The organism is Acinetobacter sp. 24-47-47 (assembly GCF_057737035.1).
Genome location: NZ_CM173216.1, coordinates 1,674,736 through 1,699,644, shown reverse-complemented (window position 1 = coordinate 1,699,644; position 24,909 = coordinate 1,674,736). Strand labels below are relative to the sequence as shown.

21 protein-coding genes, 2 tRNA genes and 2 rRNA genes are annotated in these 24,909 nt (G+C 39.8%); 16 read left to right on the top strand and 9 right to left on the bottom strand.

Translation table 11 applies throughout. The features are described 5' to 3' along the window. Window positions 1-37: 37 nt before the first annotated feature. From AC1M9E_RS08005 to AC1M9E_RS07990, 4 genes are all read right to left on the bottom strand, one after another. On the bottom strand, window positions 38-1,204 hold the full coding sequence (locus AC1M9E_RS08005; RefSeq protein WP_481608073.1) for a ribosomal protein uL16 3-hydroxylase: 1,167 nt from the start codon (window positions 1,202-1,204) through the stop codon (window positions 38-40). Between the two features lie 234 nt (window positions 1,205-1,438). Next, window positions 1,439-1,933 (bottom strand): hypothetical protein, encoded by a 495-nt coding sequence (locus tag AC1M9E_RS08000; RefSeq protein ID WP_488224664.1) that lies wholly within the window; start codon window positions 1,931-1,933, stop codon window positions 1,439-1,441. Between the two features lie 460 nt (window positions 1,934-2,393). Further along, entirely contained in the window at window positions 2,394-3,005 is a 612-nt protein-coding gene (locus AC1M9E_RS07995; protein WP_481592480.1) for a Maf family protein, read from the bottom strand. Further along, window positions 3,005-3,388 carry a DUF2237 family protein gene (locus AC1M9E_RS07990; RefSeq protein WP_035269188.1) on the bottom strand — a complete coding sequence of 128 codons (384 nt, stop codon included), beginning with the start codon at window positions 3,386-3,388 and terminating at the stop codon, window positions 3,005-3,007. Before AC1M9E_RS07990 ends, AC1M9E_RS07995 begins: the two co-directional genes overlap by 1 nt. A 138-nt stretch (window positions 3,389-3,526) precedes the next feature. Between AC1M9E_RS07990 and AC1M9E_RS07985 the strand changes: the two genes are divergently transcribed. The 4 genes from AC1M9E_RS07985 (at window position 3,527) to AC1M9E_RS07970 (ending at window position 7,179) form a co-directional block, all read left to right on the top strand. Next, window positions 3,527-4,714 (top strand): phosphoglycerate kinase, encoded by a 1,188-nt coding sequence (locus AC1M9E_RS07985; RefSeq protein ID WP_481596360.1) that lies wholly within the window; start codon window positions 3,527-3,529, stop codon window positions 4,712-4,714. 120 nt (window positions 4,715-4,834) lie between these two features. After that, window positions 4,835-5,083, top strand: a complete 249-nt coding sequence (locus tag AC1M9E_RS07980) for a hypothetical protein (RefSeq protein ID WP_481592481.1) — start codon at window positions 4,835-4,837, stop codon at window positions 5,081-5,083. Window positions 5,084-5,215: 132 nt separating this feature from the next. Beyond that, complete coding sequence (gene fba, locus AC1M9E_RS07975; RefSeq protein ID WP_035269168.1) at window positions 5,216-6,253, top strand: class II fructose-bisphosphate aldolase; 1,038 nt, start codon at window positions 5,216-5,218, stop codon at window positions 6,251-6,253. A gap of 77 nt (window positions 6,254-6,330) precedes the next feature. Beyond that, complete coding sequence (locus AC1M9E_RS07970) at window positions 6,331-7,179, top strand: EamA family transporter (protein ID WP_481596359.1); 849 nt, start codon at window positions 6,331-6,333, stop codon at window positions 7,177-7,179. Between the two features lie 23 nt (window positions 7,180-7,202). On the opposite strand, the gene AC1M9E_RS07965 is transcribed toward AC1M9E_RS07970, so the two are convergent. Continuing rightward, window positions 7,203-7,856, bottom strand: coding sequence for an A1S_1983 family putative colistin resistance protein (locus AC1M9E_RS07965; protein WP_481608083.1), 654 nt, complete (start codon window positions 7,854-7,856; stop codon window positions 7,203-7,205). A 98-nt stretch (window positions 7,857-7,954) separates the two neighbouring features. Here AC1M9E_RS07965 and ispF point away from each other — a divergent pair, with 98 nt between their 5' ends. Next, window positions 7,955-8,440: a 2-C-methyl-D-erythritol 2,4-cyclodiphosphate synthase gene (gene ispF, locus AC1M9E_RS07960; RefSeq protein ID WP_481593696.1), complete on the top strand. Its 486-nt coding sequence runs from the start codon at window positions 7,955-7,957 to the stop codon at window positions 8,438-8,440. Between the two features lie 10 nt (window positions 8,441-8,450). Here ispF and AC1M9E_RS07955 read toward each other — a convergent pair whose 3' ends face one another. From AC1M9E_RS07955 to AC1M9E_RS07945, 3 genes are all read right to left on the bottom strand, one after another. Continuing rightward, the gene (locus AC1M9E_RS07955; RefSeq protein WP_481593697.1) at window positions 8,451-8,975 is read right to left on the bottom strand and encodes a protein-tyrosine phosphatase family protein; all 525 of its coding nucleotides are present in this window, start codon (window positions 8,973-8,975) and stop codon (window positions 8,451-8,453) included. A gap of 47 nt (window positions 8,976-9,022) precedes the next feature. After that, complete coding sequence (locus AC1M9E_RS07950) at window positions 9,023-10,114, bottom strand: 3-deoxy-7-phosphoheptulonate synthase (RefSeq protein ID WP_051586615.1); 1,092 nt, start codon at window positions 10,112-10,114, stop codon at window positions 9,023-9,025. A gap of 261 nt (window positions 10,115-10,375) precedes the next feature. Then, the gene (locus tag AC1M9E_RS07945) at window positions 10,376-11,251 is read right to left on the bottom strand and encodes a sulfite exporter TauE/SafE family protein (RefSeq protein WP_035269154.1); all 876 of its coding nucleotides are present in this window, start codon (window positions 11,249-11,251) and stop codon (window positions 10,376-10,378) included. Window positions 11,252-11,437: 186 nt separating this feature from the next. Here AC1M9E_RS07945 and lpxB point away from each other — a divergent pair, with 186 nt between their 5' ends. Further along, window positions 11,438-12,607 (top strand): lipid-A-disaccharide synthase, encoded by a 1,170-nt coding sequence (lpxB, locus tag AC1M9E_RS07940; protein WP_481593698.1) that lies wholly within the window; start codon window positions 11,438-11,440, stop codon window positions 12,605-12,607. 15 nt (window positions 12,608-12,622) lie between these two features. Continuing rightward, complete coding sequence (locus AC1M9E_RS07935) at window positions 12,623-13,060, top strand: GIY-YIG nuclease family protein (RefSeq protein WP_481593699.1); 438 nt, start codon at window positions 12,623-12,625, stop codon at window positions 13,058-13,060. A gap of 66 nt (window positions 13,061-13,126) precedes the next feature. On the opposite strand, the gene AC1M9E_RS07930 is transcribed toward AC1M9E_RS07935, so the two are convergent. After that, the gene (locus AC1M9E_RS07930; protein ID WP_481593700.1) at window positions 13,127-13,996 is read right to left on the bottom strand and encodes a DUF2797 domain-containing protein; all 870 of its coding nucleotides are present in this window, start codon (window positions 13,994-13,996) and stop codon (window positions 13,127-13,129) included. 31 nt (window positions 13,997-14,027) lie between these two features. Here AC1M9E_RS07930 and AC1M9E_RS07925 point away from each other — a divergent pair, with 31 nt between their 5' ends. The 9 genes from AC1M9E_RS07925 (at window position 14,028) to AC1M9E_RS07885 (ending at window position 24,881) form a co-directional block, all read left to right on the top strand. Then, on the top strand, window positions 14,028-14,495 hold the full coding sequence (locus AC1M9E_RS07925; RefSeq protein WP_092767830.1) for a DUF6231 family protein: 468 nt from the start codon (window positions 14,028-14,030) through the stop codon (window positions 14,493-14,495). Window positions 14,496-14,596: 101 nt separating this feature from the next. Next, window positions 14,597-15,211 carry a YidB family protein gene (locus AC1M9E_RS07920; protein ID WP_481593701.1) on the top strand — a complete coding sequence of 205 codons (615 nt, stop codon included), beginning with the start codon at window positions 14,597-14,599 and terminating at the stop codon, window positions 15,209-15,211. A gap of 162 nt (window positions 15,212-15,373) precedes the next feature. After that, entirely contained in the window at window positions 15,374-15,835 is a 462-nt protein-coding gene (locus tag AC1M9E_RS07915) for a hypothetical protein (protein WP_481611010.1), read from the top strand. Further along, the gene (locus tag AC1M9E_RS07910; RefSeq protein ID WP_488224663.1) at window positions 15,832-17,427 is read left to right on the top strand and encodes an FAD-dependent oxidoreductase; all 1,596 of its coding nucleotides are present in this window, start codon (window positions 15,832-15,834) and stop codon (window positions 17,425-17,427) included. Before AC1M9E_RS07915 ends, AC1M9E_RS07910 begins: the two co-directional genes overlap by 4 nt. A 62-nt stretch (window positions 17,428-17,489) precedes the next feature. After that, window positions 17,490-19,367: a 5'-nucleotidase C-terminal domain-containing protein gene (locus AC1M9E_RS07905; protein ID WP_488224662.1), complete on the top strand. Its 1,878-nt coding sequence runs from the start codon at window positions 17,490-17,492 to the stop codon at window positions 19,365-19,367. Between the two features lie 436 nt (window positions 19,368-19,803). Further along, window positions 19,804-21,341, top strand: a 16S ribosomal RNA gene (locus tag AC1M9E_RS07900). Window positions 21,342-21,402: 61 nt separating this feature from the next. Further along, window positions 21,403-21,479: transfer RNA gene (locus tag AC1M9E_RS07895), tRNA-Ile, on the top strand. Window positions 21,480-21,534: 55 nt separating this feature from the next. After that, window positions 21,535-21,610: transfer RNA gene (locus tag AC1M9E_RS07890), tRNA-Ala, on the top strand. A gap of 379 nt (window positions 21,611-21,989) precedes the next feature. Beyond that, window positions 21,990-24,881 (top strand): 23S ribosomal RNA (locus AC1M9E_RS07885). The 16S and 23S rRNA genes sit together here with 2 tRNA genes alongside, the layout of an rRNA operon. The last annotated feature ends 28 nt before the right edge of the window (window positions 24,882-24,909 follow it).

Here is a 24,909-nt window from a genome sequence, read left to right as displayed (position 1 = left end):
GCTTACAGCTGTAAGCTAACAATTTATATTTATAGGTTTAGTTTTCTTCCGAAGGAAGCAACATAATGATCGAACTATTCAAGAGTTCAGCGAGATCTTCAAGAATATGTTGATCATATAAACTTTCATCTAAAGCGATCATTTCACCATCAGCGATACGTTTTAAATGAGGTTTAAATTCTTCGGAGATACATAAGCGCTCTCCATTTGCCCAAAAGTTAAGTTCATCATTGAAGTTGCTATACAGCAAACGTGAAGCAGGTTCGATTTTTAATAAATAACCTTCTTCAAGTGCTTCTTCTAAATCACCTGTTCCAATTTCGTCATTTTCTGGAATATTGTTAGGATAACCAGGTTGCGAAGCGAGACACATGATTGCTTCATTTAGCATCTCAGGATTTTGCAGTTGAGCTAAAAGTTGTTCGCGCAAATAGCTAAGCTCATGATCTGAAATTTCGCCGACAGCAGTGCTGACAGAGCGTGTGATATCTAATAATGGTTTTTTCAGTTGCTCTTGTTCTGAAAAAGAATCACCAAGACTATCCATCATGTCTGAGATATTTGGCATGCGGAAACCGAAAGAATAGGTTAAACACTCATCTTCAGCTACGCCATAATGAGAAAGACCAGGTGGGACATATAGTAAATCTCCTGGCGCCAAAACTTCATCAAAATGAACTTCCATTTCTTGCAAAAGTTTTAAAGGCTGACCTGCAACGAGTGCTGTCTGTTCATCACACATTTGGCCTAATTGCCAACGGCGATGTCCGTAACCTTGAACTAAAAATACATCATAAAAATCGAAGTGTTTACCGACAGAACCACCTTGTGGTGCGTAAGACACCATAATATCTTCACGACGCCATTGAGGAATAAAAGGAAATTTTTTCCATAACTCAGCAAGATCAAACGAATAGTGATCGACCGCTTGAACGAGTAGTGTCCATAATTTTGGCATTTTTTGGAAGTCTGCTTTGAGCAGTGGCGATGACTTCACATTCCATTGATTAGGGTCACGATCTTTTTGTTTGATCAAACGTGCAGTCACGTTTTCATCGAGTGCAAGCTCCATAACATCATTGGGTTCAAGTAAACCCACAATTTCAGGAACTGCATTACGAACGAGGAGCGGTTTTTTTTGCCAATATTCCGTAAGGAATTGTTCAGCGCTAATACCGCCGAGAACGTCTAAAGTTTGGGACATAATAAGGACTACAATTTAGTTTGGCTTATTGTCCCTTGAACGATGCAAGTTCTGCAAGTGACACGGCTTTAAAAGCGCATGTTTTCTTGCTTATGGATGATACAAATGAATATGAAAAAAATGAATATAGCTATTTTAAAGAAATAATTAATTTACACTTTGAGGGGAATTTCATATCGTATAACAGCCATTATGTTAAATGAGGCAGATTTATTGAATCAAATATTAACTAAACTAATCATCATCAAAAGGGCTTTCAGCACTAAAACTATTTATACAGGCTTTGGATGTATATAGAAGCCCACCTCCTGAAGAATGAATGCTGACCAAGAAGTCTTTTGTTTCGAAAATTTCAGGAGGGGGTATAAGGTATATTTTTTCTTGAACTACAAATCTGTAGACTAAGTTAAGTAAAAAAAGTGCGCTAGCTGAGTCTAATAGATTTTTTAAGTTCGCGAGATTTCTATTAATCTCACGATCATGCTTAATTTTATTATGGTGATTCCACCATAAAATTGTTTCATCGCTATCTATCTTATCAAATGGAGTGAATTTTAAAGATGTATATTTAATTTTTACGTCAGACTTTAAGAGAGATAGACTTTGTAGTTGTGTTTCATCTTTATAGTATTCACGAAAATCTCTAAAGTTGAATGAATTACCAATATTAGATGTACAAGCCTTAAAAATAGCTTCAATTTCTGAACAAATTGTAAGATACAAATTCATTATTTCTATAGAAAAAGTTTCATTGTTTCTAATGTCAAAATCTACGTGAGTACTAAATTCTTTTAGTTTTTTTCTATATGTAGAAATCTATTCCAGTAGTTATCATGCATATGTATCCCCCTAAAGATATTATCCAAAATTGAAAAAAACTTTAACAATGATAACTTAAACTAAGATAATGGATGTTATACAAAGTTTCTTAACTTGTTCATGTAATTCATATTCTTAACTTGAAATGAACAACCCAAATATGATCATTTGAACTTTTTTACAATTTCTATGTTTTGAGATCGCTTATCGATCAATTTTCCACAGCTTTGTGTAGATAAATTAATTTAGCTCAGTTGTAATTATTTGAGCTAAAAATAGGGTATTTATTTCATTCATCAGTTGCTAGTAACAAATAATTCCAAAAAAACCGAGTCATTGAACTCGGTCTTATTTATTAATAAGCAACGTATCAAGGCACTAGAATTTTCAATTCACGTAAAATCTTACACAATTGGATCATCGGCATACCCATTAAAGTTGTTTGATCCTGACCGATCATTTCTTCAAATAAGCTGATGCCCAAACTTTCGCATTTGAAACTTCCAGCACACTGTAAAGGTTGTTCAAGTGCGACATAACGCTGAATTTCTTCCAGATTCAAATGCCTAAATTTGACCTTATAATGTTCAACAATGGTTTCTTCAAACCCAGATGAAGCGTGTTGAACACTCAATGCCGTACTGAAATAAACAATTTTTCCTGAATTTGCTTGAAGTTGTTTGATTGCTTTTTCAGGAGATAAAGGTTTTCCAATAAATATGTCAGGTGCGCCTTCACGCCAAGCCACCTGATCAGAACCGATAACGATCGCATCTGGATCTTTCTCAGCAAAATATTTTGCTTTTTCATATGCAAGTCGATAGGCAAGATCATCGGCATGGCTTTCCCCACGCGGAGTCTCATCGATATCGGGTGATATTTGTTCAAAATCGATATGTAATCGATTAAGTAGTTCCTTACGTGTCTGACTGCCAGAAGCTAAAATAATTCTTGCTGACGTTGAAGCAACATGATGATTCATTACACTGAGAATTCCATTAAAATGTCGATCGGGACATAAGCAAGTACTGATTGATGACAAGCCTGAAGTTTTAAATTCGGGGCCATATCATTCTGATAAGCTTCAACCCAGCGCGTCACACAAATACACCAGAAATCACCAGGCTTTAAACCAGGAAAACCAACTTCGGGTAGTGGTGTTGTCAAATCATTCCCAATTCGTTGCGAGAAACTTAAGAATTCTGACGTCATTTCGGCACAGACTGTATGTTGACCTAAATCAGACGGCGCAGTGTGGCAAAAACCATTTCTGAAATATCCTGTGATAGGATCAAAACAACAACTGGCGAGCGGTTCGCCGAAAACATTTAAACGATTAATACTTGGATCTGGATGGATAGACATAGTAACACTTTATGGTTCGACTCCATCTATCATAATCAAATCTAAAGATTTCTACAGCTTTTCTGAAATTTTACTCACCTTTTTTACCATAATCATTTAGAATCTATGCGGTTTTAATATCTATAAAGTGAGCTATACATGAACTTTCAGCGTATGACTGACCTCGATTTAGCAGGTAAACGTGTTCTGATCCGTGAAGACTTAAACGTTCCTGTTAAAAATGGTGTGATTACGAGTGATGCACGTTTACGCGCTGCATTGCCAACAATTAAAGCCGCTCTTGAAAAAGGCGCAGCAGTAATGGTTTATTCTCACCTTGGTCGTCCAGTTGAAGGTGAGCCTAAAGCTGAACAATCACTTGCACCTGTTGCTGCCTACTTAACTGAAGCATTGGGTCGAGAAGTTAAATTACTCACTGAATATTTGGATGGTGTTGAAGTTGCGCCAGGCCAAGTTGTGTTACTTGAAAACTGTCGCTTTAACACAGGCGAAAAGAAAAATAATCCAGAGTTAGCAGCAAAATATGCAGCACTTTGTGATGTGTTTGTGATGGATGCATTTGGTACTGCACATCGTGCAGAAGCATCGACAGAAGGTGTGGCTCGTCTTGCTAAAGTTGCAGCAGCAGGTCCATTACTTGCCGCTGAATTAGACGCACTCGGTCGTGCGCTTCAGACGCCTGAAAAACCAATGGTTGCTATCGTAGCGGGTTCAAAAGTATCGACTAAACTTGATGTTTTAACATCGTTATCAGATATTTGTGATCAGCTCATTGTCGGTGGCGGTATTGCGAATACATTCTTAGCAGCTGCGGGCTATAACGTTGGTAAATCACTTTGTGAAAATGATTTAATCGATACAGCTAAAGCAATTGCTGCGAAAGTATCGGTTCCATTGCCAACAGATGTTGTTGTTGCTGACGCATCAGAAATTAACTTTGATGACTTCCTTGGCTCATTAGCGGCAGCAAAAGCCGTAGTGAAAAAAGTTGAAGATGTTGCTGACAATGACATGATTCTTGATGTTGGTCCAGAAACAGCTCAAGCGTTTGCTGAAATTTTAAAAACTTCAAAAACAATTCTTTGGAATGGTCCAGTAGGCGTATTTGAGGTTGATCAATTTGGTGAGGGCACGAAAGCGCTATCTTTAGCGATTGCAGAATCTGAAGGTTTCTCTATTGCCGGTGGTGGTGATACTTTAGCTGCGATTGATAAGTATGAAGTTGCTGACAAAATTGGTTATATCTCAACGGGTGGGGGTGCTTTCCTTGAATTTGTAGAAGGCAAGACATTACCAGCAGTCGCTGTTCTACTTGAACGCGCTTAATTGGATTTAAGAAAAAAGACCTTCTAAGAAGGTCTTTTTTTATGACTAATTTTCGTCATGAAAATGAAATAATTTTGAAATATTATGATCATAATCTGATTTATCATGCGGAATAACATCATGAAATTACAATTAGGCGTAATTGCACTATTGACTGCTACTCTTGCAATGACGGCTTGTTCTAAACAAGAAAGTGCACCAGCGGCAGATCAAACATCAACATCAGAAGTTGCTGTTGAAGCATCAGATATTAGTGCTGAACAACAAGCGGCTATCGATGCTATTGATCAGCCATTACAAGATGAAAATAATACTGATGTTCCTGAAGAAGTTGCAAATGCACCTGCTGATCAAGCAACGGCGGAGTGATTTTCTACTTCAATAAGTATTAAATTGAAAATCTCCCTGCAATTGCAGGGATTTTTTATGAAATACTGTCAATTGTTGCTGAATTGAAACACAGGTCAGGTTAGAATATGGAGCATTACCTGGGAGGAAATTATGGCTCTTATTTCAATGCGCCAGCTCTTGGATCACGCCGCAGAACATAGTTACGGCGTACCAGCGTTTAACGTAAACAACTTAGAACAAATGCGCGCGATTATGTTAGCCGCAGATGAAACAAATTCACCTGTTATTGTTCAAGCATCTGCTGGTGCTCGTAAATATGCTGGTGCTCCATTCTTACGCCATCTTATTTTGGCTGCAATCGAAGAATGGCCACACATTCCAGTTGTGATGCACCAAGACCATGGTACTGATCCTGACGTTTGCCAACGCTCAATCCAATTGGGCTTTTCATCTGTAATGATGGATGGTTCATTAGGTGCAGATGGTAAAACACCAACAACTTATGATTACAACGTAGATGTAACTCGTCGTGTTGTTCAAATGGCACATGCGTGTGGTGTATCTGTAGAAGGTGAGATTGGTTGCCTAGGTAGCCTTGAAACTGGTTTGGCTGGTGAAGAGGATGGTGTTGGCGCTGAAGGCGTTCTAGATCATTCACAACTCCTTACTTCGGTTGAGGAAGCGACTCAATTTGTCGCTGATACTAACGTTGATGCGTTAGCAATTGCGGTTGGTACTTCACACGGCGCTTATAAATTTACGCGTCCACCTACAGGTGATATTTTAGCGATTGATCGTATTAAAGAGATCCACGCTGCACTTCCAAATACTCATCTTGTAATGCATGGTTCAAGTTCAGTTCCACAAGAATGGTTAGCGATTATTAACCAATACGGTGGTGACATCAAAGAAACTTACGGTGTTCCTGTTGAGCAGTTGGTTGAAGCAATTAAACACGGTGTACGTAAAATCAATATCGACACTGACTTACGTTTAGCTTCAACAGGTGCTATGCGTCGTATGATGGCTGAAAAACCAAGTGAATTTGATCCACGAAAATTCTTTGCTCAAACTGTTGAAGCAATGAAGCAAATCTGTGTAGATCGTTATACTGCATTTGGTACAGCAGGTCATGCTGACAAGATTCGCCCAATTTCTTTAGAGAAAATGGTAGATCGTTATAAATAATTAATAAAATTATTTATAATTTTAAAAAGCCCACAGTGATTGTGGGCTTTTTCTTGAATAAAAAACAAGAGCAAATTATGGAACTGATTTTTTCAGCAGCTTTATGCAGTGTACTAGTATCGATTTTATTGAAGTTTAGTAAGTCTCGTGGATTTGATGTCATGCAAATGATTGCGTGGAATTATGCCATCGCCACGATACTCTGTTTTTTTTGGTTTGAGCCAGATCTCTACCAAATATCATTAACCTCCACACCTTGGTGGCTTATTGGGTTGTTGGGAATAGCTTTACCCTCAATATTCTTGCTGCTTTCCAAATCACTTGATCAAGCTGGAATTATCAGAACTGAAATCGCGCAAAGATTATCCGTTGTTCTTTCATTGTTGGCAGCCTATTTTCTTTTCCAAGAAAAATTTAGCACCCTGAAATTGATTGGTATTGCATTGGGTTTGAGTGCAATTGTTTTGATCATTTTTTCTAAAACATCGACACCAACATTGCAAACAAAAAAAGCAGGAATGTATTTGCTCGCAGTTTGGCTTGGCTATGCACTCGTAGATGTTCTGTTAAAATACAGTACAAGTTTAGGGTTAAAATTTGCAGTCAGTTTAAACTTGATGTTTGTGTTTGCTTTCATTATTTCCATGGGATATTTGTCCCTGCGTCAAACATCATGGTCATTGCAAAATTTTCTTGCTGGACTAAGTTTAGGTGTATTGAATTTTGCCAATATTGCACTTTATGTGAAAGCACATATGTTGTTAAAGGATTCACCTGCAATCGTATTCGCTGGTATGAATATTCTAGTCGTAGTGTTAGGTGTGATCGCAGGTATATTAGTTTTTAAAGAAAAAATAACCCTAAAAAACAGCTTAGGTATTCTGTTAGCGATCACAGGAGTGTTGTGTTTAGCATTCGCAATTTAACTGTGAACTTGCATACATTCTGTTTAATCATATAGTCGATAGATTCCACTAAAGCGCTCGCAGCCTGTTTGCTCAGTTGAGACAATCAGTAATGATTTTTCATATTTGAGTTTGTACTGACAATCATGCTCATTATCAATAATTTCGTGTTTGTTTTGAGTGGTTGTATAAGCCAATAATGGGATGGTCTGGGTTTCTAGGCGATTGTTAGGGCTACGATAAGCAATACCTTCAATTTTAACGCGATCCTTGCTCAATTGATGAATCTTAAGGTGTACAGGTTGCGCTGCAATTTTACCTTGTTCAAACTTAATGTAATGTTGAGTGAGTGTTTGATTCATCGACATGTAAAAGTTTAAATCATCAATGCGTTGATTGATTTGTAATGACGCACAATTTTTATTTTTACACTGCTGCAGTCGATTCAGCCAAAGCTGTTGTGTATCTTGAATTAATCGAGTTGGAGCATCGGTAACTAAGTAGGATGTTAAAAAGCGTTCATTCAATTCATCTCTCAAAGATGAAAAATCAACAGCACAAATCATGGAATTTTTAAAACTTGATTGAGGCTTATCGCATTGAATAAGTTGTGCCTGTGCGACAGAAACACTGCTTAATCCAATGAAAAAGATAGAAATTAAAGGTTTCATCCAACTTGATACGCTTTTTGACAACATCATCGCTTATACTTTCAAATGTTTGCGCATCTACTATAGCGAACAAGAATCAAAGAATACAAGATTTCATTTTCAAAAACTGTGTAAAGGAGTTCAATGTGAGCTTAGCTATTCGTATAGGTCAAGGTATTGATGTTCATGCTTTTGAGGAAGGCGATTATGTCACATTGGCTGGTATTCGTATTCCGCATACACATGGTTTGAAAGCACACTCTGATGGAGATGTAGTTTTACATGCACTTTGTGATGCATTGTTGGGTGCTTTAGCGCTCGGTGATATTGGACAGCACTTTCCAGATACTGATGAACAGTTCAAAGGCGCGGACAGTAAGGTTTTATTAAAGCATGTTTATCAGTTGATATTGGATCGTGGTTATCAACTGAATAACGTGGATATTACAGTGGCTTGTGAGCGTCCAAAATTAGCGAAACATAATTTGGATATGCGTCAAAGTATTGCAGATGTACTTGATGTGGATATCAATCAGATTAGTATTAAAGCCACTACCACTGAAAAATTAGGGTTTACTGGTCGTCAGGAAGGAATCCTGTCTACAGCGACCGTATTAATTAGTCATCAATGAGCAATTTCGATCATTCAAAGTTTTGCGCTTTCATCAAAGAGGCTTGCAGTTCTTGAGTAGCTTTACGTCCTTGCAACTGTAAGCCGACCGCGTGCATTAAGCCAGTCCAAGTGTTGTTGGGTTCCCATACTTGGTGTAATAGCTCATGTGCAGTAGGTAAATCCATATTCATATAATGTAGTCGGTACAGATAGATTAATGAACTACATTGATGATTTTTGGTGCAATGTATCCAGACCATTTTCTCTTTCACGAGATGATCGATCAGATCGAGTACAAATAAACATTGATCATCATGTGGAAATTCTGGATCAATAGGGACTTGGATGTAGTTAAGACCAATTTCAGCACTTACGCGATCTTCATGATTTAAATTCGGTGTAGCATCAGTAAAAGCGAGATTAATGATAGTATCGATACCATAAGCTTTAATCGATTTAAGTTGTTCTTCGTTTGGCTGACCTGAGCTAAACAAATGCTCATGAACAAATTGAAAATGGGGGATTGAGCTAAGTTCTTTTTCGAGTTGATCCATGATTTAACCTTATAAAAAACGCCATCGTGTGATGGCGTTTTATCTGATTAACGTTGTGGTAGAACGTCTTTCAAAGCTGCATCCATTTCCAACAAAACTTTTTCAGTTGTTTCCCAATCGATGCATCCATCTGTAACAGACTTACCATACTCTAAATCGCAAAGATTTGCAGGAATATCTTGGCGGCCACCTTTTAAATGACTTTCAACCATAATACCTACGATCGATTTATTGCCATCTAAAATTTGTTCAGTGATATTTTTTAGAACCAATGGCTGAAGGTATGGGTCTTTATTAGAATTGGCATGACTCGCATCAATCATGATCTTGTTACTTACTTTTGCTTTCGCCAATGCATTTTCAGCTTCTGCTACAGAGCCAGCATCATAATTCGGTTTGCCATTACCACCACGTAACACGACATGGGCATATTGGTTGCCTTTAGTACGAATGACCGAAACTTGACCTTGGTCATTTAAGCCAAGGAAACTATGACCATGTTTTACAGATTGCATCGCATTGGTCGCAACAGTGAGACCGCCATCCGTACCATTTTTAAAGCCAACTGGAGATGATAAACCTGAAGACATCTCTCGGTGTGTTTGGCTCTCTGTTGTACGTGCACCGATTGCTGACCAAGAAATTAAGTCTTGGTAGTACTGTGGAGAGTTTGGATCAAGCGCTTCAGTTGCGCATGGCAGGCCTTTCTCATTGAGTTCAAGCAATAATTTACGGCCTAAACGTAAACCTTTTTCAATATTGAAAGAGTCATTCATGTCAGGGTCATTAATTAAGCCTTTCCAACCCACTGTTGTACGAGGCTTCTCGAAATACACGCGCATGATGATATAAAGCGTGTCTTTCACTTTTTCGCTTAAAACTTTTAAACGATCAGCATAATCATGAGCTGCTGCAGGATCGTGAATAGAGCACGGTCCAATGACTACGAATAAACGTTTGTCGTTGCCATCTAAGATATTACGTACAGTTTCACGACCTTTTAGGACTGTTTGGTATGCATTATCAGTTAACGGTAATTCTGTTTTTAATTCAGCAGGAGTAACAAGAGGCTGAATGCTTTGTACATTCACGTCATCAATGTCGTTTTGGGTGATAGAATTTGACTGTAAAGTATTCATTGCCGTCACTGGTTCGTTTTTACAAGAAAATGTTCAATCTATTGAATATAGCATGATTCAGTAGATCATTTGTTATCAAAAAGTTGAATGGATTTAATAAAAAAAAGTAATGAAATTGTCTTTTTGGTATTAATCAGAGTTTCTACTTGTATTGTATAGAATGATTTAATTTTTGAAAATTATTAAATTGAATAAATCATTTAATTTCACCTCAGTGAATTATACAGCTTCACTGAGGTTACAGTTTGAACATGATATTAATTAAGACTGGGCTTGAGTTGAGGTTTCAATAACTGCCTCAGGTGCGGTCACAGGTTTCGCTTTGACTGGATTAAGCATGAAGTTAACACCAATGGCAAATAAGGTGATGCCCAGTACCTTGCGAATAATTTTTTCAGGTAAATGGGAGCTCACCAGCGTACCAACGATGATTGCAGGAATCGATCCGACTAAAAGCCACATTAATAAATTGAAATCCACATTACCTGAATTCATATGCCCCATACCTGCCACGAGCGTCAGTAAAACTGCATGTACAACGTCAGAACCAATAATTCTAATCATAGGTAAATTAGGGAACATGATGATCAGCGCCATAATGCCGAATGCACCCGCGCCAACTGAAGATAAGGTCACAAAAATACCCAGTACAATACCCATTAAAGCTATATATAAACGCTTCTGCTTTAATTTTTCTCGAGTTAATTCAACTTCCTGTTCAGTAACTTCTTTGGAAAATTTTTTGAAGAATTTTTCTACCTGTGTACGGAATACAATTGAAATACCAGTAATGGTCAGCATAAAGCCTAAGACCATCGTGAGAATGGCTTTGTAATGTGTGGATTGACTCAAATAGTTGTCTAAAACCCAAGTTGTGGCTAAAGAGGCTGGAATACTTCCGATCGCGAGCCAAATGACGATAGGCCAAACAATATTAAGTTTTTTTGCATGTACAAAAGAGCCGCAAAACTTAGAAATCGCGGCATAAAGTAGATCTGTACCAATCGCAATATGTGGTTCAATTTTAAATAAACCAATCAAGATAGGGGTCATAAGTGAGCCACCACCCACGCCAGTGACCCCTACACAGAAACCAACTAAAACACCTGCTAAAATATATTCAATAGAACCGTACATCGTTTGTGCTACTTATCAGAAAACCGGCATATCTTATGATTTTTGAATATAAGCTGTTGTCTTGATTATTCATTTACTTATTCAAAAATAAGATAAAGCATTACTAAGTTAAGATATTTCAAGAACTCAGTCTGTTATGAGATGCTTATGTTAAGATACTTGTAGAGCATGAAAGAGGATATTCATTTGCAAAATCGAAAACTTAAAATTGGCATTGTGGTTGGTGAAGTTTCAGGTGATACCTTAGGCGCCAAATTAATACGTCGTTTTCGAGAGCAGGGAATTGATGCTGAATTTGAAGGAATTGGCGGTCCTCAAATGATTGCAGAGGGTTTTAAAAACTATTATGCGATGGATATTCTATCGGTGATGGGAATTGTTGAAGTATTAAAAGATATTAAAAAACTTTTTGCGGTTCGAGATGGCTTGGTTGATCAATGGACTAAACAACCTGTTGATATTTTTATAGGGATAGACGCACCAGATTTTAACTTACGCTTAGCAAAAAAAATAAAGCAAAAATCGTTGCCAATTAAGACTGTTCAATATGTGAGTCCTTCAGTTTGGGCATGGCGTCAAGGTCGTGTTCATGGGATTAAAGCCACAATTGACTTGGTACTTTGTCTATTTCCATTCGAAAAAACTTTTTATGATCGATTTAATGTGCCAGCGGTATTCGTTGGACATCCTCTCGCTAATCAACTACCGCTGGAAAATCCTATACTCGATGCAAAGCAGGCGCTTGGTTTAAATCCTGCACAAAAACATATCGCATTACTGCCTGGAAGTCGTCGTGGTGAAGTTGATAAGTTAGGACCGCTTGTATTAGATGCAGCAAAGATTGTCCATCAAAAATATCCTGAGTATCAATTTTTAATTCCAGCCATCAATGAGGCTCGTAAACAACAAATTGAGCAGATCCTAATAGGTTACCCAGATAGGTTCAGAGATAATATCAAGTTAATGGAAAATATTGACGCGGAATCTAAAATAGGTCGGATGGTCATGGATGCCAGTGATATTGTGGCGTTGGCATCGGGTACAGCAACACTTGAGGCGATGTTATTGCATCGTCCGATGGTGACTTTTTATAAATTAAACAGTTTGACCTACTGGATTGCGAAACTTTTAGTAAAAATTCCTTATTATTCTTTACCTAATATTATTGCAGGAAAAAAAGTAATTCAGGAGTTAATCCAGAATGATGCAACTCCAGAAAACTTAGCACATGAGATTGAGTTGTTGATGAATATCGAAAACTCAAAAATACAATCTATGCAATTGTTGACGATGCACAAGCAATTATTGTCGGATCAAAATGAAGATCCAGTGCAAGCGATTTTAAAATTATTATAGGTTGATATTATTAAAGTGAAAAATCCAACATTCGATAATTTAATTGAATTAACTGAAGATTTTTTCAAATTACATTGGGATGAAATACAATTGGGAACGCCTCCAATTTGGTCAGAGGCATTCTCAGATTTCATAAGAATGCCAAATTACTTAAAAGCTGGTGTATATGCTTTCTTAAAAGATAAGGAAGTTACATATATTGGTGTGGGGGCATCTAAAGGAGGTGGAATTTATCCTGACAGAGGTTTAAGTAGAAGATTTCAATCGTATGTTAAAGTCGATAAGGAAAGTAAAAAACCATATATTGTTGATCAAAGATTAAAAGATTCAGGGACAGTTGTTACGATTGGATTCGAATCACAATATGCCTACCTGGCATATGGATTGGAGGCATTCTTGATTTCACGTTTGAATCCTATTCATAATAAAATTGGTAGAAGAAACAGAGCATAAAGTTGTATTTTTTGTTTTATTAAAACCAAAAGCGACTCAATTGAGTCGCTTTTTTAAGTATATTAATTAAGTTCGAATCTTAATTTCATAACCCGTATATTTGCGTATATTGATTACACCTGTGTCCATAATCAGATATTGTCCTTTGATACCGTGCAGTTTTCCACGTATGACTGGCGTTTTGTCTAAGTTATGCGATTTAATTTTTTCAGGATATTGATCGACAGGATAAATGAATTCACGAGGAAGTTCGTTTTCTAAAATTTGTACATTTTCATTGAAATCTAGGCTCATGCTGAACTCATCTCGAATGGTTTCAATTTGAGGTTCAAACTCCGTGAGCAATTCATCTCTGATCTCTAACAAATTTACCTTTTCCGCTTCACCTTTCAGCAATTTTCTCCAGTCTGTTTTATCAGCGACTTGCGCACCAAACATGACTTCAAGTTGTCCTGATAACCGACGAGAGCCCACTTTCATAATAGGTAAAGCTTGGGTAGCCCCTTGATCTAGCCAACGTGTGGGCATTTGACCTAAACGGGTAATGCCAACCTTTAATGCACTTGAATTGGCAAGATAGACAATATGGGGTTGAAAGCATACTTCTTGAGCAAAGCTTTCTTCACGACAAGTCCCTAAATGGTAATGGCATGTTTCTGGCTTCATAATACACATATCACAGGCTGCTTTCGTTTTCATGCATTTAAAGCAGTGACCTTGGGAGTATGATTTTGGTGTTTTATTCCCACAGGAAACACAGTAAATTTTGCCGGTCCATTCAATTTCAATTTCTTGACCTAAGTTGAACGGGAGATTGATTTCTGAACGATCTAAAATAAATTTATATTCAACATTTGCCTGTTGTGTTTGTTGTTCAGTTACACTTAGGTTGGTTAAACCAGCGTGCATTTTATGACAAATGCCCTGTAATTCCATGCTTTAATCTCACTCAAATAAGGTGCAGCTCATGGCTGAGAAAAATGTCATCACGTCAATGCTAGACGATTTATCTAAAGAACAGCCAATTCAAACTGCCGTATGTCTTGGTCAGGATCTCAGCCAAGACTATGCACAAACAATCCAATGGAATCATTTTAACGTAACTGAATTTTTAATGCTTCCTTTTCAGCAACGCTATGATCTAGGTGTTGTGATTTTAAATAATGAACAGATGGATACACTATCAACCCATCATAAATCACAAATGCTGGTAAAACTGCGTGATTTAATGGCAAAAAGAATCGTCGTGTTGAGTCATATTGCAGATGAACAATTATTAAGAAGTCTGGGATTCACGCAGCTCATTGAGCAAAAAAATACAGAGCAAGATTTCGCCTTATGGCAATTCAATATTTTGAATTATAAGCATGTGCCAGATTGGTTTAATTCTAAGTTTTGGGCTAATCCAGAAAATTGGAATAAGTTTCGATGGTAATGGCAAACTTTGAGTTTATCAAAACACAACAATTTCAATGTACAAAGCCATGTTTTTAACGATATGCTGATCAATGAAAATAAGAATGTAAAGGTGTCTTGATGACAAATTTAAGTAATATCGTTGAAGTTTTAGCGAAACAGGCTTTAGGCGGTAATCCACAATCTAATCAATCGGGATTGGGTGGTGTACTTGGTTCGGTACTCGGGAGTTTAACGGGACAAAATAATCAGACCAATCAAAACCAACAACAAGGTGGATTGGGAGGGATTTTGGGATCTGTACTTGGTGGTTTATCGGGTAGTCAATCTGGTGGTGTAGGCAAATCATCAGGTCTAAACGCTCAAACCTTATTAATCGCAGTAGTTCCTTTAATTCTCAATTGGATTCAAAAAAATGGCGGTTTGCAAGGTGCACTTGATCAACTGAAAGGTCAGGGTCTGACGAGTCAAGTGGATGATTGGGTTTCAACTGGTCCTGGCGAAAATGCCAATGTCAGCACGCAACAGGTTCAAAATTTATTTGATCAGCAAGATGTAGAGCAAGTTGCACAAGAAGCGCAAGTTCCTAAACAGGATGTATACAGTGCGATTTCTTCAGTCTTACCACAAATTATTGATTCGCTTACACCTCAAGCAAATAAGACCGATCCACAAGAAGCGAATTCAGATATACAAAATGTGTTGAATCTTGTATCAGGATTTTTAAAGAAATAAAGTGAAATTAATTTGAGTTAAAAGCCGGATGTGACATACATTCGGCTTTTTTTATGCAATCGATCAAAGGATGTATGTGGAATAAAATTTAAACGATTGATATATTTCATAAAGAAGCATAGGACATGCTGAATAAAACAAAAATCATTGAGGGAGAAATTCATGATCCGTAAGGAGCATTTAATCACTGCTTCGTTGTCCTCGATTAAGGCAACCTATCAACAACTTTCATCCGCGCCACTTGCCATGAGACGAGGAGAATATAAGGCTCAGTTTATTGGTCCTTGGTGGTTAAGAGTGTCTGCAGCACCGAGTTTATTTTTAAGTGGATTGGGGGGATGGTTTGGGAAAAAATTCATCAATCAAAATTTAGTCACTAATATTTTACTCAATCGCGGGCAGAGAAGTGAAAAGCTTCAAATGGAGTGTCTAGAAGAGGCGTCTTTGATTGATGGAAAACAAACGATCGCCTTGTATTATGGCAAGACAGCACCAATTCCATGGCGTTGGGTGGTTGATGAGTTAAGACAGCTTGATGAACATACGATGTTATGTATGACTATCATTAATCTTCCTTTTTTAAAGCATTTTTCATTTCCATTTATTCTAAGTCGTGATGTATGAAATCAAAATTTGAATATGATGTCATTATTGTAGGTTCAGGCTTTGGTGGAAGTGTAGCTGCGCTAAGATTGTCTGAGCTTGGATTAAAAGTAGCTGTGCTAGAGCAGGGAAGAAGGCTCACTGAAGATGATTTACATCGAGCAAGTCGGAGTTCTAAATACTTAAATTGGGCACCGACGTTAGGGATGAAGGGTTTTCTTGCACAAGACGTATTCCAACATATGGGTGTGGTTCGAGGGGTTGCCGTTGGTGGTGGCAGTGTTGTTTATGCTGCTGTGTTGTTAAAACCAGGTCAAAAGTTTTATCGTGATCCAACTTGGAGTCATTTGTCAGAAGACTGGGAGAGGGAATTACAACCGCACTATCAGATGGCTCAGTCCATGCTAGGTGTAAGTTCAAATCCATATAAAGATCAGCAAGATGAGTGGTTAAAACAAACAGCAGAAAAAATGGGTTCTGGAGATAGTTTTGACACTGTACCACAGGGAATTTACTTTGGTGATCCTCATCATTGGGTGAGTGATCCACTTTTGAATGGTCAAGGTCCCGAACGAATAGGCTGTAATCAGTGCGGAAATTGCATAACGGGGTGTGCGCAGGGTGCGAAGAATAGTTTGGATAAAAACTATTTATATCTTGCAGAGAACAATGGAGTTGAGATTATTCCAGAAACCAAAGTGACTCATCTTTCACATGTTGATGGAAAATATATCATTCATACATATCAGTCATTTAACTCCAAAGAAAAACAAGATTACTCTGCGAAACAGGTCATTCTATCCGCAGGTGTTATAGGAACCGTTGAAATTCTGTTTGCTTCAAGAGAAGTGTACAAAACCTTACCGAATATTTCTGGTCAGTTAGGTGAGCATATTCGAACCAATAGTGAGGCGATTGTTGCAATCTCTAATAATGATAAAACAATAGATTTAACGAGAGGGACGACCATTTCCAGTCATTTTCATGCAGATGACAAAACACATATTACTCAGAATCGATTTCCAGCAAGTTATGAGTTTATGAAGTTTTATATGGGACCACTGGTCAATGGCGATCAACCTGTAAAACGTGCACTCCATGTTTTAAAGCATTTTTTTCTGCACCCCTTTGTTTCAACTCGATCATGGCGTTCTAAAAACTGGCATAAACGTGTCACTGTATTAACCGTCATGCAACAGGCAGACAATCAACTACGATTTGTATATGGACGTACTGCACTCAGAGGTTTTAGGCGTTTTTTGAAAACGCAGGTTTCAGTTGGACAAAGAGCGCCGTCTTTTATACCGTTAGCAAATGAAGCTGCGGAAAAATTTGCTGAAGTAAGTGGTGGTCAAGCACAGAATAATATATTGGAAAGTATGGGGCACTTATCTGTTACAGCGCATATATTGGGTGGTGCAGTTATGGCTGAAGATTCCTCTAAAGGTGTGATTGACTCTAATCATCAGGTTTTTGGCTATCAAGGCTTATATGTGGTTGATGGAAGTGCGATTCCTGTGAATGTTGGTGTTAATCCGAGTTTGACCATCACGGCATTAGCTGAGCGATTTGCGGAAAAATATAAAATTAGTCATTTCGATAAAGTGTCATAAATCCACCATCATAATGTCATATCTTCGTTGAATACTCTTGGTTTAAAAAAAGGAGTATTCAAATGAAGAACAAGATAAAAATAACAGGTCTTCTATTAACGACATCGTTATTGCTAAGTAGTTGTGGTGGAGATGACCAAAAATCCAACCCTAATATTACACAACTCTCAGAGTTAAAAATTCTTCATATTAATGACCATCACTCCCATTTAGATGGTGAAGAGCTTAGCTTTAATTTTGATTTAGGTCATGGTGAAGAACAACTAGTCGTTTCGCGTGGTGGATTTTCTCGTGTAGCAACATTTATGAATTTAAAAGCAGAAAATCAACAGAATGTAGTGAAAATTCATGCTGGTGATGCGATAACAGGAGATTTGTATTACAACCTCTCAAATGGAAAAGCTGATGCTGAAATGATGAATACAGTGTGTTTTGATACTTTCACCTTGGGAAATCATGAATTTGATGCAAAAGATCAAGGCTTAAAAGATTTTATTGGTTTTTTAGACGAAGGACACTGTAAAGAGCGAACAGAGATTCTTTCTGCAAATGTTGAATTTGGGGTGAGTTCACCTTTATATCAGACAGATCGGATTCAAAAATCTATTGTTCTTGAGCGGGATGGGGAAAAATATGGGGTTGTGGGGCTCACCATTGCATCAAAAACTAAAAACTCCTCTCAACCAAATCAAGACACATTATTCCAAGATGAGATTACAGTAGCTCAAAATGAGATTAATCAACTCAAAAAACAGGGAATTAAAAAAATTATTTTACAAACACATGTAGGCTATGAACTAGATCAAAAATTAGCACAAGAACTTACGGATGTGGATGTGATTATTGGAGGCGACTCCCACACATTGTTTGGACCTCATATATTAGAAAAGTATGGTATGTCTCCTGTCGCTGCCTACCCATTACAACTGAAAAATAAAAATGGCGAAACTGTTTGTGTTGCTCAAGCATGGCAATACAGTTATGTGGTTGGTGAGCTTAACGTAAAATTTGATGCAGATGGTGCGGTTAAAAGTTGTGTGGGCACACCGCATGTATTAATTGGCGATGATTTTAAACGTAAGCAAAATAATGAAAGAGTCAGTGATCAAGAAAAAAAATATATAGAACATCAATTCGAAAAAGAACAAGCACCTTTTTCTATTGTTAAAGAAGATCAAAGTATTTTGAGTGTCTTAGAGCCCTATAAGCAATCTAAAAAATTATTTGCAGCCAAAGTTGTTGGGCAGGCAGTTGATAATTTATGTTCAAGACGTGTGCCGGGAACTCAATTTGATCGCTCACGATCATCTTTAGGTGATGTGTGTAATTTGAATGCGCATGTCGATGCCCATGGTGGTGATATTCAACAAATGGTTGCCGAAGCATTTCTTAAACAAGGCAAAGAATATTTTAATGCTGATATTTCATTTCAAAATGCAGGTGGAGTAAGAGTTGATTTGGCGAAAGGAAATATCACTGTGGCGGATATTTACCAAGTCTTACCTTTTAAAAATACGCTCGTTCAACTGAATATGACTGGTCAAGAAATTAAAGATACGCTTGAAGATGCCATTTCAGGCGTGATTGAACAAAAAAATACTGGAAGTTATCCATATACGGCTGGATTAACTTGGCAAGTTGATATGACGCAGCCTAATGGGAAGCGTATTACAAATATTCAAGTCAGAAATAGGTCTGACCAGCTTGTGCCATTAGATTTAAATCAGTTATATAAAATTGTAACCATCAATTTTTTAGCTGATGGGGCTGATTACTATCATACATTGAAAAAAATTACAGGTGATCGTCGAATAGATGTTGGATTGGACTATGCAGAAGCATTCTTAAATTACTTAAATTCAATAGATGGTCATCAAGAAATAAAAACAATTCGAAAATTACCTACTTCATATTATAGTACTCAAAAATACATAGAATAAGATTTAGAGCTTTTTGATCTGAAAAACCTCGATTTAATTGGGGTTTTATAATTTAATTAATCGTTTTTGTGTATTTTTTAGTGTAAAAAACATAAATTTGCTTAAAAAATAAACATGCATGAGTTTTTGTTTAAATAAGGGGTTGCAAGGGAAGAAAAAATCTATAGAATGCACCCCATACCGACGAGATACACGGAAACGAGCGAAGCAGGTTGCTGAGTTGTTAAGTGTTTCGAGTCCAGCTTCTAGCATTGACGAGATGTTAGAAAGATCATTAAGAGATTATGAAGAACAACTTGTGTGGATTTTTACTGGTTGATTGATCGATATATATTATCATTAATAATTGGTAGAAATTTCTCGAAGTTTATTTGAGCAAATTTTTTGTCAGTAATTGATGAGCCAAGATTGGTACCCTTTAGGTACTATTGATTTTAAACTGAAGAGTTTGATCATGGCTCAGATTGAACGCTGGCGGCAGGCTTAACACATGCAAGTCGAGCGGGGGAAGGTAGCTTGCTACTGGACCTAGCGGCGGACGGGTGAGTAATGCTTAGGAATCTGCCTATTAGTGGGGGACAACATCTCGAAAGGGATGCTAATACCGCATACGTCCTACGGGAGAAAGCAGGGGACCTTCGGGCCTTGCGCTAATAGATGAGCCTAAGTCGGATTAGCTAGTTGGTGGGGTAAAGGCCTACCAAGGCGACGATCTGTAGCGGGTCTGAGAGGATGATCCGCCACACTGGGACTGAGACACGGCCCAGACTCCTACGGGAGGCAGCAGTGGGGAATATTGGACAATGGGCGGAAGCCTGATCCAGCCATGCCGCGTGTGTGAAGAAGGCCTTTTGGTTGTAAAGCACTTTAAGCGAGGAGGAGGCTACTAAGATTAATACTCTTGGATAGTGGACGTTACTCGCAGAATAAGCACCGGCTAACTCTGTGCCAGCAGCCGCGGTAATACAGAGGGTGCGAGCGTTAATCGGATTTACTGGGCGTAAAGCGTGCGTAGGCGGCTTTTTAAGTCGGATGTGAAATCCCCGAGCTTAACTTGGGAATTGCATTCGATACTGGGAAGCTAGAGTATGGGAGAGGATGGTAGAATTCCAGGTGTAGCGGTGAAATGCGTAGAGATCTGGAGGAATACCGATGGCGAAGGCAGCCATCTGGCCTAATACTGACGCTGAGGTACGAAAGCATGGGGAGCAAACAGGATTAGATACCCTGGTAGTCCATGCCGTAAACGATGTCTACTAGCCGTTGGGGCCTTTGAGGCTTTAGTGGCGCAGCTAACGCGATAAGTAGACCGCCTGGGGAGTACGGTCGCAAGACTAAAACTCAAATGAATTGACGGGGGCCCGCACAAGCGGTGGAGCATGTGGTTTAATTCGATGCAACGCGAAGAACCTTACCTGGTCTTGACATAGTAAGAACTTTCCAGAGATGGATTGGTGCCTTCGGGAACTTACATACAGGTGCTGCATGGCTGTCGTCAGCTCGTGTCGTGAGATGTTGGGTTAAGTCCCGCAACGAGCGCAACCCTTTTCCTTATTTGCCAGCGGGTTAAGCCGGGAACTTTAAGGATACTGCCAGTGACAAACTGGAGGAAGGCGGGGACGACGTCAAGTCATCATGGCCCTTACGACCAGGGCTACACACGTGCTACAATGGTCGGTACAAAGGGTTGCTACCTAGCGATAGGATGCTAATCTCAAAAAGCCGATCGTAGTCCGGATTGGAGTCTGCAACTCGACTCCATGAAGTCGGAATCGCTAGTAATCGCGGATCAGAATGCCGCGGTGAATACGTTCCCGGGCCTTGTACACACCGCCCGTCACACCATGGGAGTTTGTTGCACCAGAAGTAGGTAGTCTAACCGTAAGGAGGACGCTTACCACGGTGTGGCCGATGACTGGGGTGAAGTCGTAACAAGGTAGCCGTAGGGGAACCTGCGGCTGGATCACCTCCTTAACGAAAGATTGACGATTGGTAAGAATCCACAACAAGTTGTTCTTCATGACGATGTATCTGAGGGTCTGTAGCTCAGTTGGTTAGAGCACACGCTTGATAAGCGTGGGGTCACAAGTTCAAGTCTTGTCAGACCCACCACTACTGACGAAGCAATTCATACAGAAGAAAGATACATTGATCTAAATGATAAGCTGGGGACTTAGCTTAGTTGGTAGAGCGCCTGCTTTGCACGCAGGAGGTCAGGAGTTCGACTCTCCTAGTCTCCACCACGTATTCATTCGAATACGTAGTAAGCAAACGAGTTGATAGCTTATAGAGCTTAGTAATAAAGCTGTGTATACTGCACGCCTTGATTATTAAGCTCTGTGATTTATCACAGTTGACTGCGATCTGACGAAGACGTAGTGAATCATTAACAGCATATATTTGAGTTGAAATAATTTGTTCATACTCATAGAAAGAGCGGAAACGAGATAACGTAAGTTATTGAGTTGAAGTGATTGAAATGAGAACTAGCGAAATTAACTGAATCAAGCGTTTTGGTATATGAATTTGAATTGAAGCTGTACAGTGTTTAGATACACAGTACTTCAAACTGTAATGTTGAACGATCTACTTGTAGGATCGAACGACTGTTTGGGGTTGTATAGTCAAGTAATTAAGTGCATGTGGTGGATGCCTTGGCAGTCAGAGGCGATGAAAGACGTGATAGCCTGCGAAAAGCTCCGGGGAGGCGGCAAATATCCTGTGATCCGGAGATATCTGAATGGGGGAACCCACCTATCATAAGATAGGTATTGCAACATGAATACATAGTGTTGCAAGGCAAACGCGGGGAAGTGAAACATCTCAGTACCCGTAGGAAAAGAAATCAATTGAGATTCCCTCAGTAGCGGCGAGCGAAAGGGGAAAAGCCCATTAAGTTATGTAAGCTTTAGTGGAATGCTCTGGGAAGTGCAACCATAGTAGGTGATAGTCCTGTACACGAAAGGGCTTACATGATGATGTCGAGTAGGGCGGGGCACGTGAAACCTTGTCTGAATATGGGGGGACCATCCTCCAAGGCTAAATACTCCTGACTGACCGATAGTGAACCAGTACCGTGAGGGAAAGGCGAAAAGAACCCCTGTGAGGGGAGTGAAATAGATCCTGAAACCGCATGCATACAAGCAGTGGGAGCATCTTCGTGATGTGACTGCGTACCTTTTGTATAATGGGTCAGCGACTTACATTCAGTAGCAAGGTTAACCGAATAGGGGAGCCGTAGAGAAATCGAGTCTTAATAGGGCGTTTAGTTGCTGGGTGTAGACCCGAAACCAGGCGATCTATCCATGAGCAGGTTGAAGGTGAGGTAACACTTACTGGAGGACCGAACCCACTGTCGTTGAAAAGCCAGGGGATGACTTGTGGATAGGGGTGAAAGGCTAATCAAGCCTGGTGATAGCTGGTTCTCCCCGAAAGCTATTTAGGTAGCGCCTCGGACGAATACCATTGGGGGTAGAGCACTGTTTCGGCTAGGGGGTCATCCCGACTTACCAAACCGATGCAAACTCCGAATACCAATGAGTACTATCCGGGAGACAGACTGCGGGTGCTAACGTCCGTAGTCAAGAGGAAAACAATCCAGACCGCCAGCTAAGGTCCCTAAATCATAGTTAAGTGGGAAACGATGTGGGAAGGCATAGACAGCTAGGAGGTTGGCTTAGAAGCAGCCACCCTTTAAAGAAAGCGTAATAGCTCACTAGTCGAGTCGGCCTGCGCGGAAGATGTAACGGGGCTAAAACTATGTACCGAAGCTGCGGATTTGCAATTTATTGCAAGTGGTAGGGGAGCGTTCTGTAAGCCGATGAAGGTGGATTGAGAAGTCTGCTGGAGGTATCAGAAGTGCGAATGCTGACGTGAGTAACGATAAAACGGGTGAAAAACCCGTTCGCTGAAAGACCAAGGGTTCCAGTCCAACGTTAATCGGGGCTGGGTGAGTCGACCCCTAAGGCGAGGCCGAGAGGCGTAGTCGATGGGAAATTGGTTAATATTCCAATACTTCTGTGTAATGCGATGAGAGGACGGAGAAGGTTAAGTCAGCCTGGCGTTGGTTGTCCAGGTGGAAGATTGTAGGCATGTATCTTAGGCAAATCCGGGGTACTCTATGCTGAGAATCGATAGCAAGCTAGTTTACTAGCGAAGTGGCTGATACCATACTTCCAGGAAAAGTCTCTAAGCTTCAGTTACACAGGAATCGTACCCGAAACCGACACAGGTGGTCAGGTCGAGTAGACCAAAGCGCTTGAGAGAACTCTGCTGAAGGAACTAGGCAAAATGGTACCGTAACTTCGGGAGAAGGTACGCTGCCGGCGGTGATAGGACTTGCTCCTTGAGCTACTGGCAGCCTCAGAAACCAGGCCGCTGCAACTGTTTATTAAAAACATAGCACTCTGCAAACACGAAAGTGGACGTATAGGGTGTGATGCCTGCCCGGTGCTGGAAGGTTAATTGATGGGGTTAGCGTAAGCGAAGCTCTTGATCGAAGCCCCAGTAAACGGCGGCCGTAACTATAACGGTCCTAAGGTAGCGAAATTCCTTGTCGGGTAAGTTCCGACCTGCACGAATGGCATAATGATGGCGGCGCTGTCTCCAGCAGAGGCTCAGTGAAATCGAATTCGCCGTGAAGATGCGGTGTACCCGCGGCTAGACGGAAAGACCCCGTGAACCTTTACTGCAGCTTGACATTGAACTTTGATCTTACTTGTGTAGGATAGGTGGGAGGCTTTGAAGTAGAAACGCCAGTTTCTATGGAGCCGTCCTTGAAATACCACCCTGGTAATATTGAGGTTCTAACTCTGCTCCATTATCTGGAGCGAGGACCATGTCTGGTGGGTAGTTTGACTGGGGCGGTCTCCTCCTAAAGAGTAACGGAGGAGTACGAAGGTGCGCTCAGCGTGGTCGGAAATCACGCGTAGAGTATAAAGGCAAAAGCGCGCTTAACTGCGAGACCCACAAGTCGAGCAGGTACGAAAGTAGGTCTTAGTGATCCGGTGGTTCTGTATGGAAGGGCCATCGCTCAACGGATAAAAGGTACTCTGGGGATAACAGGCTGATACCGCCCAAGAGTTCATATCGACGGCGGTGTTTGGCACCTCGATGTCGGCTCATCTCATCCTGGGGCTGAAGCAGGTCCCAAGGGTATGGCTGTTCGCCATTTAAAGAGGTACGCGAGCTGGGTTTAGAACGTCGTGAGACAGTTCGGTCCCTATCTACCGTGGGCGTTGGAAATTTGAGAGGATCTGCTCCTAGTACGAGAGGACCAGAGTGGACGAACCTCTGGTGTACCGGTTGTGACGCCAGTCGCATCGCCGGGTAGCTATGTTCGGAAGGGATAACCGCTGAAAGCATCTAAGCGGGAAGCCTACCTCAAGATTAGATTTCCCAAGGACTTTATGTCCTCTAAAGAGCCGTTGAAGACTACAACGTTGATAGGTTGGATGTGGAAGTACGGTGACGTATGAAGCTGACCAATACTAATTACTCGTGAGGCTTGACTATACAACACCCAAACAGTTGGTGTTGTGGT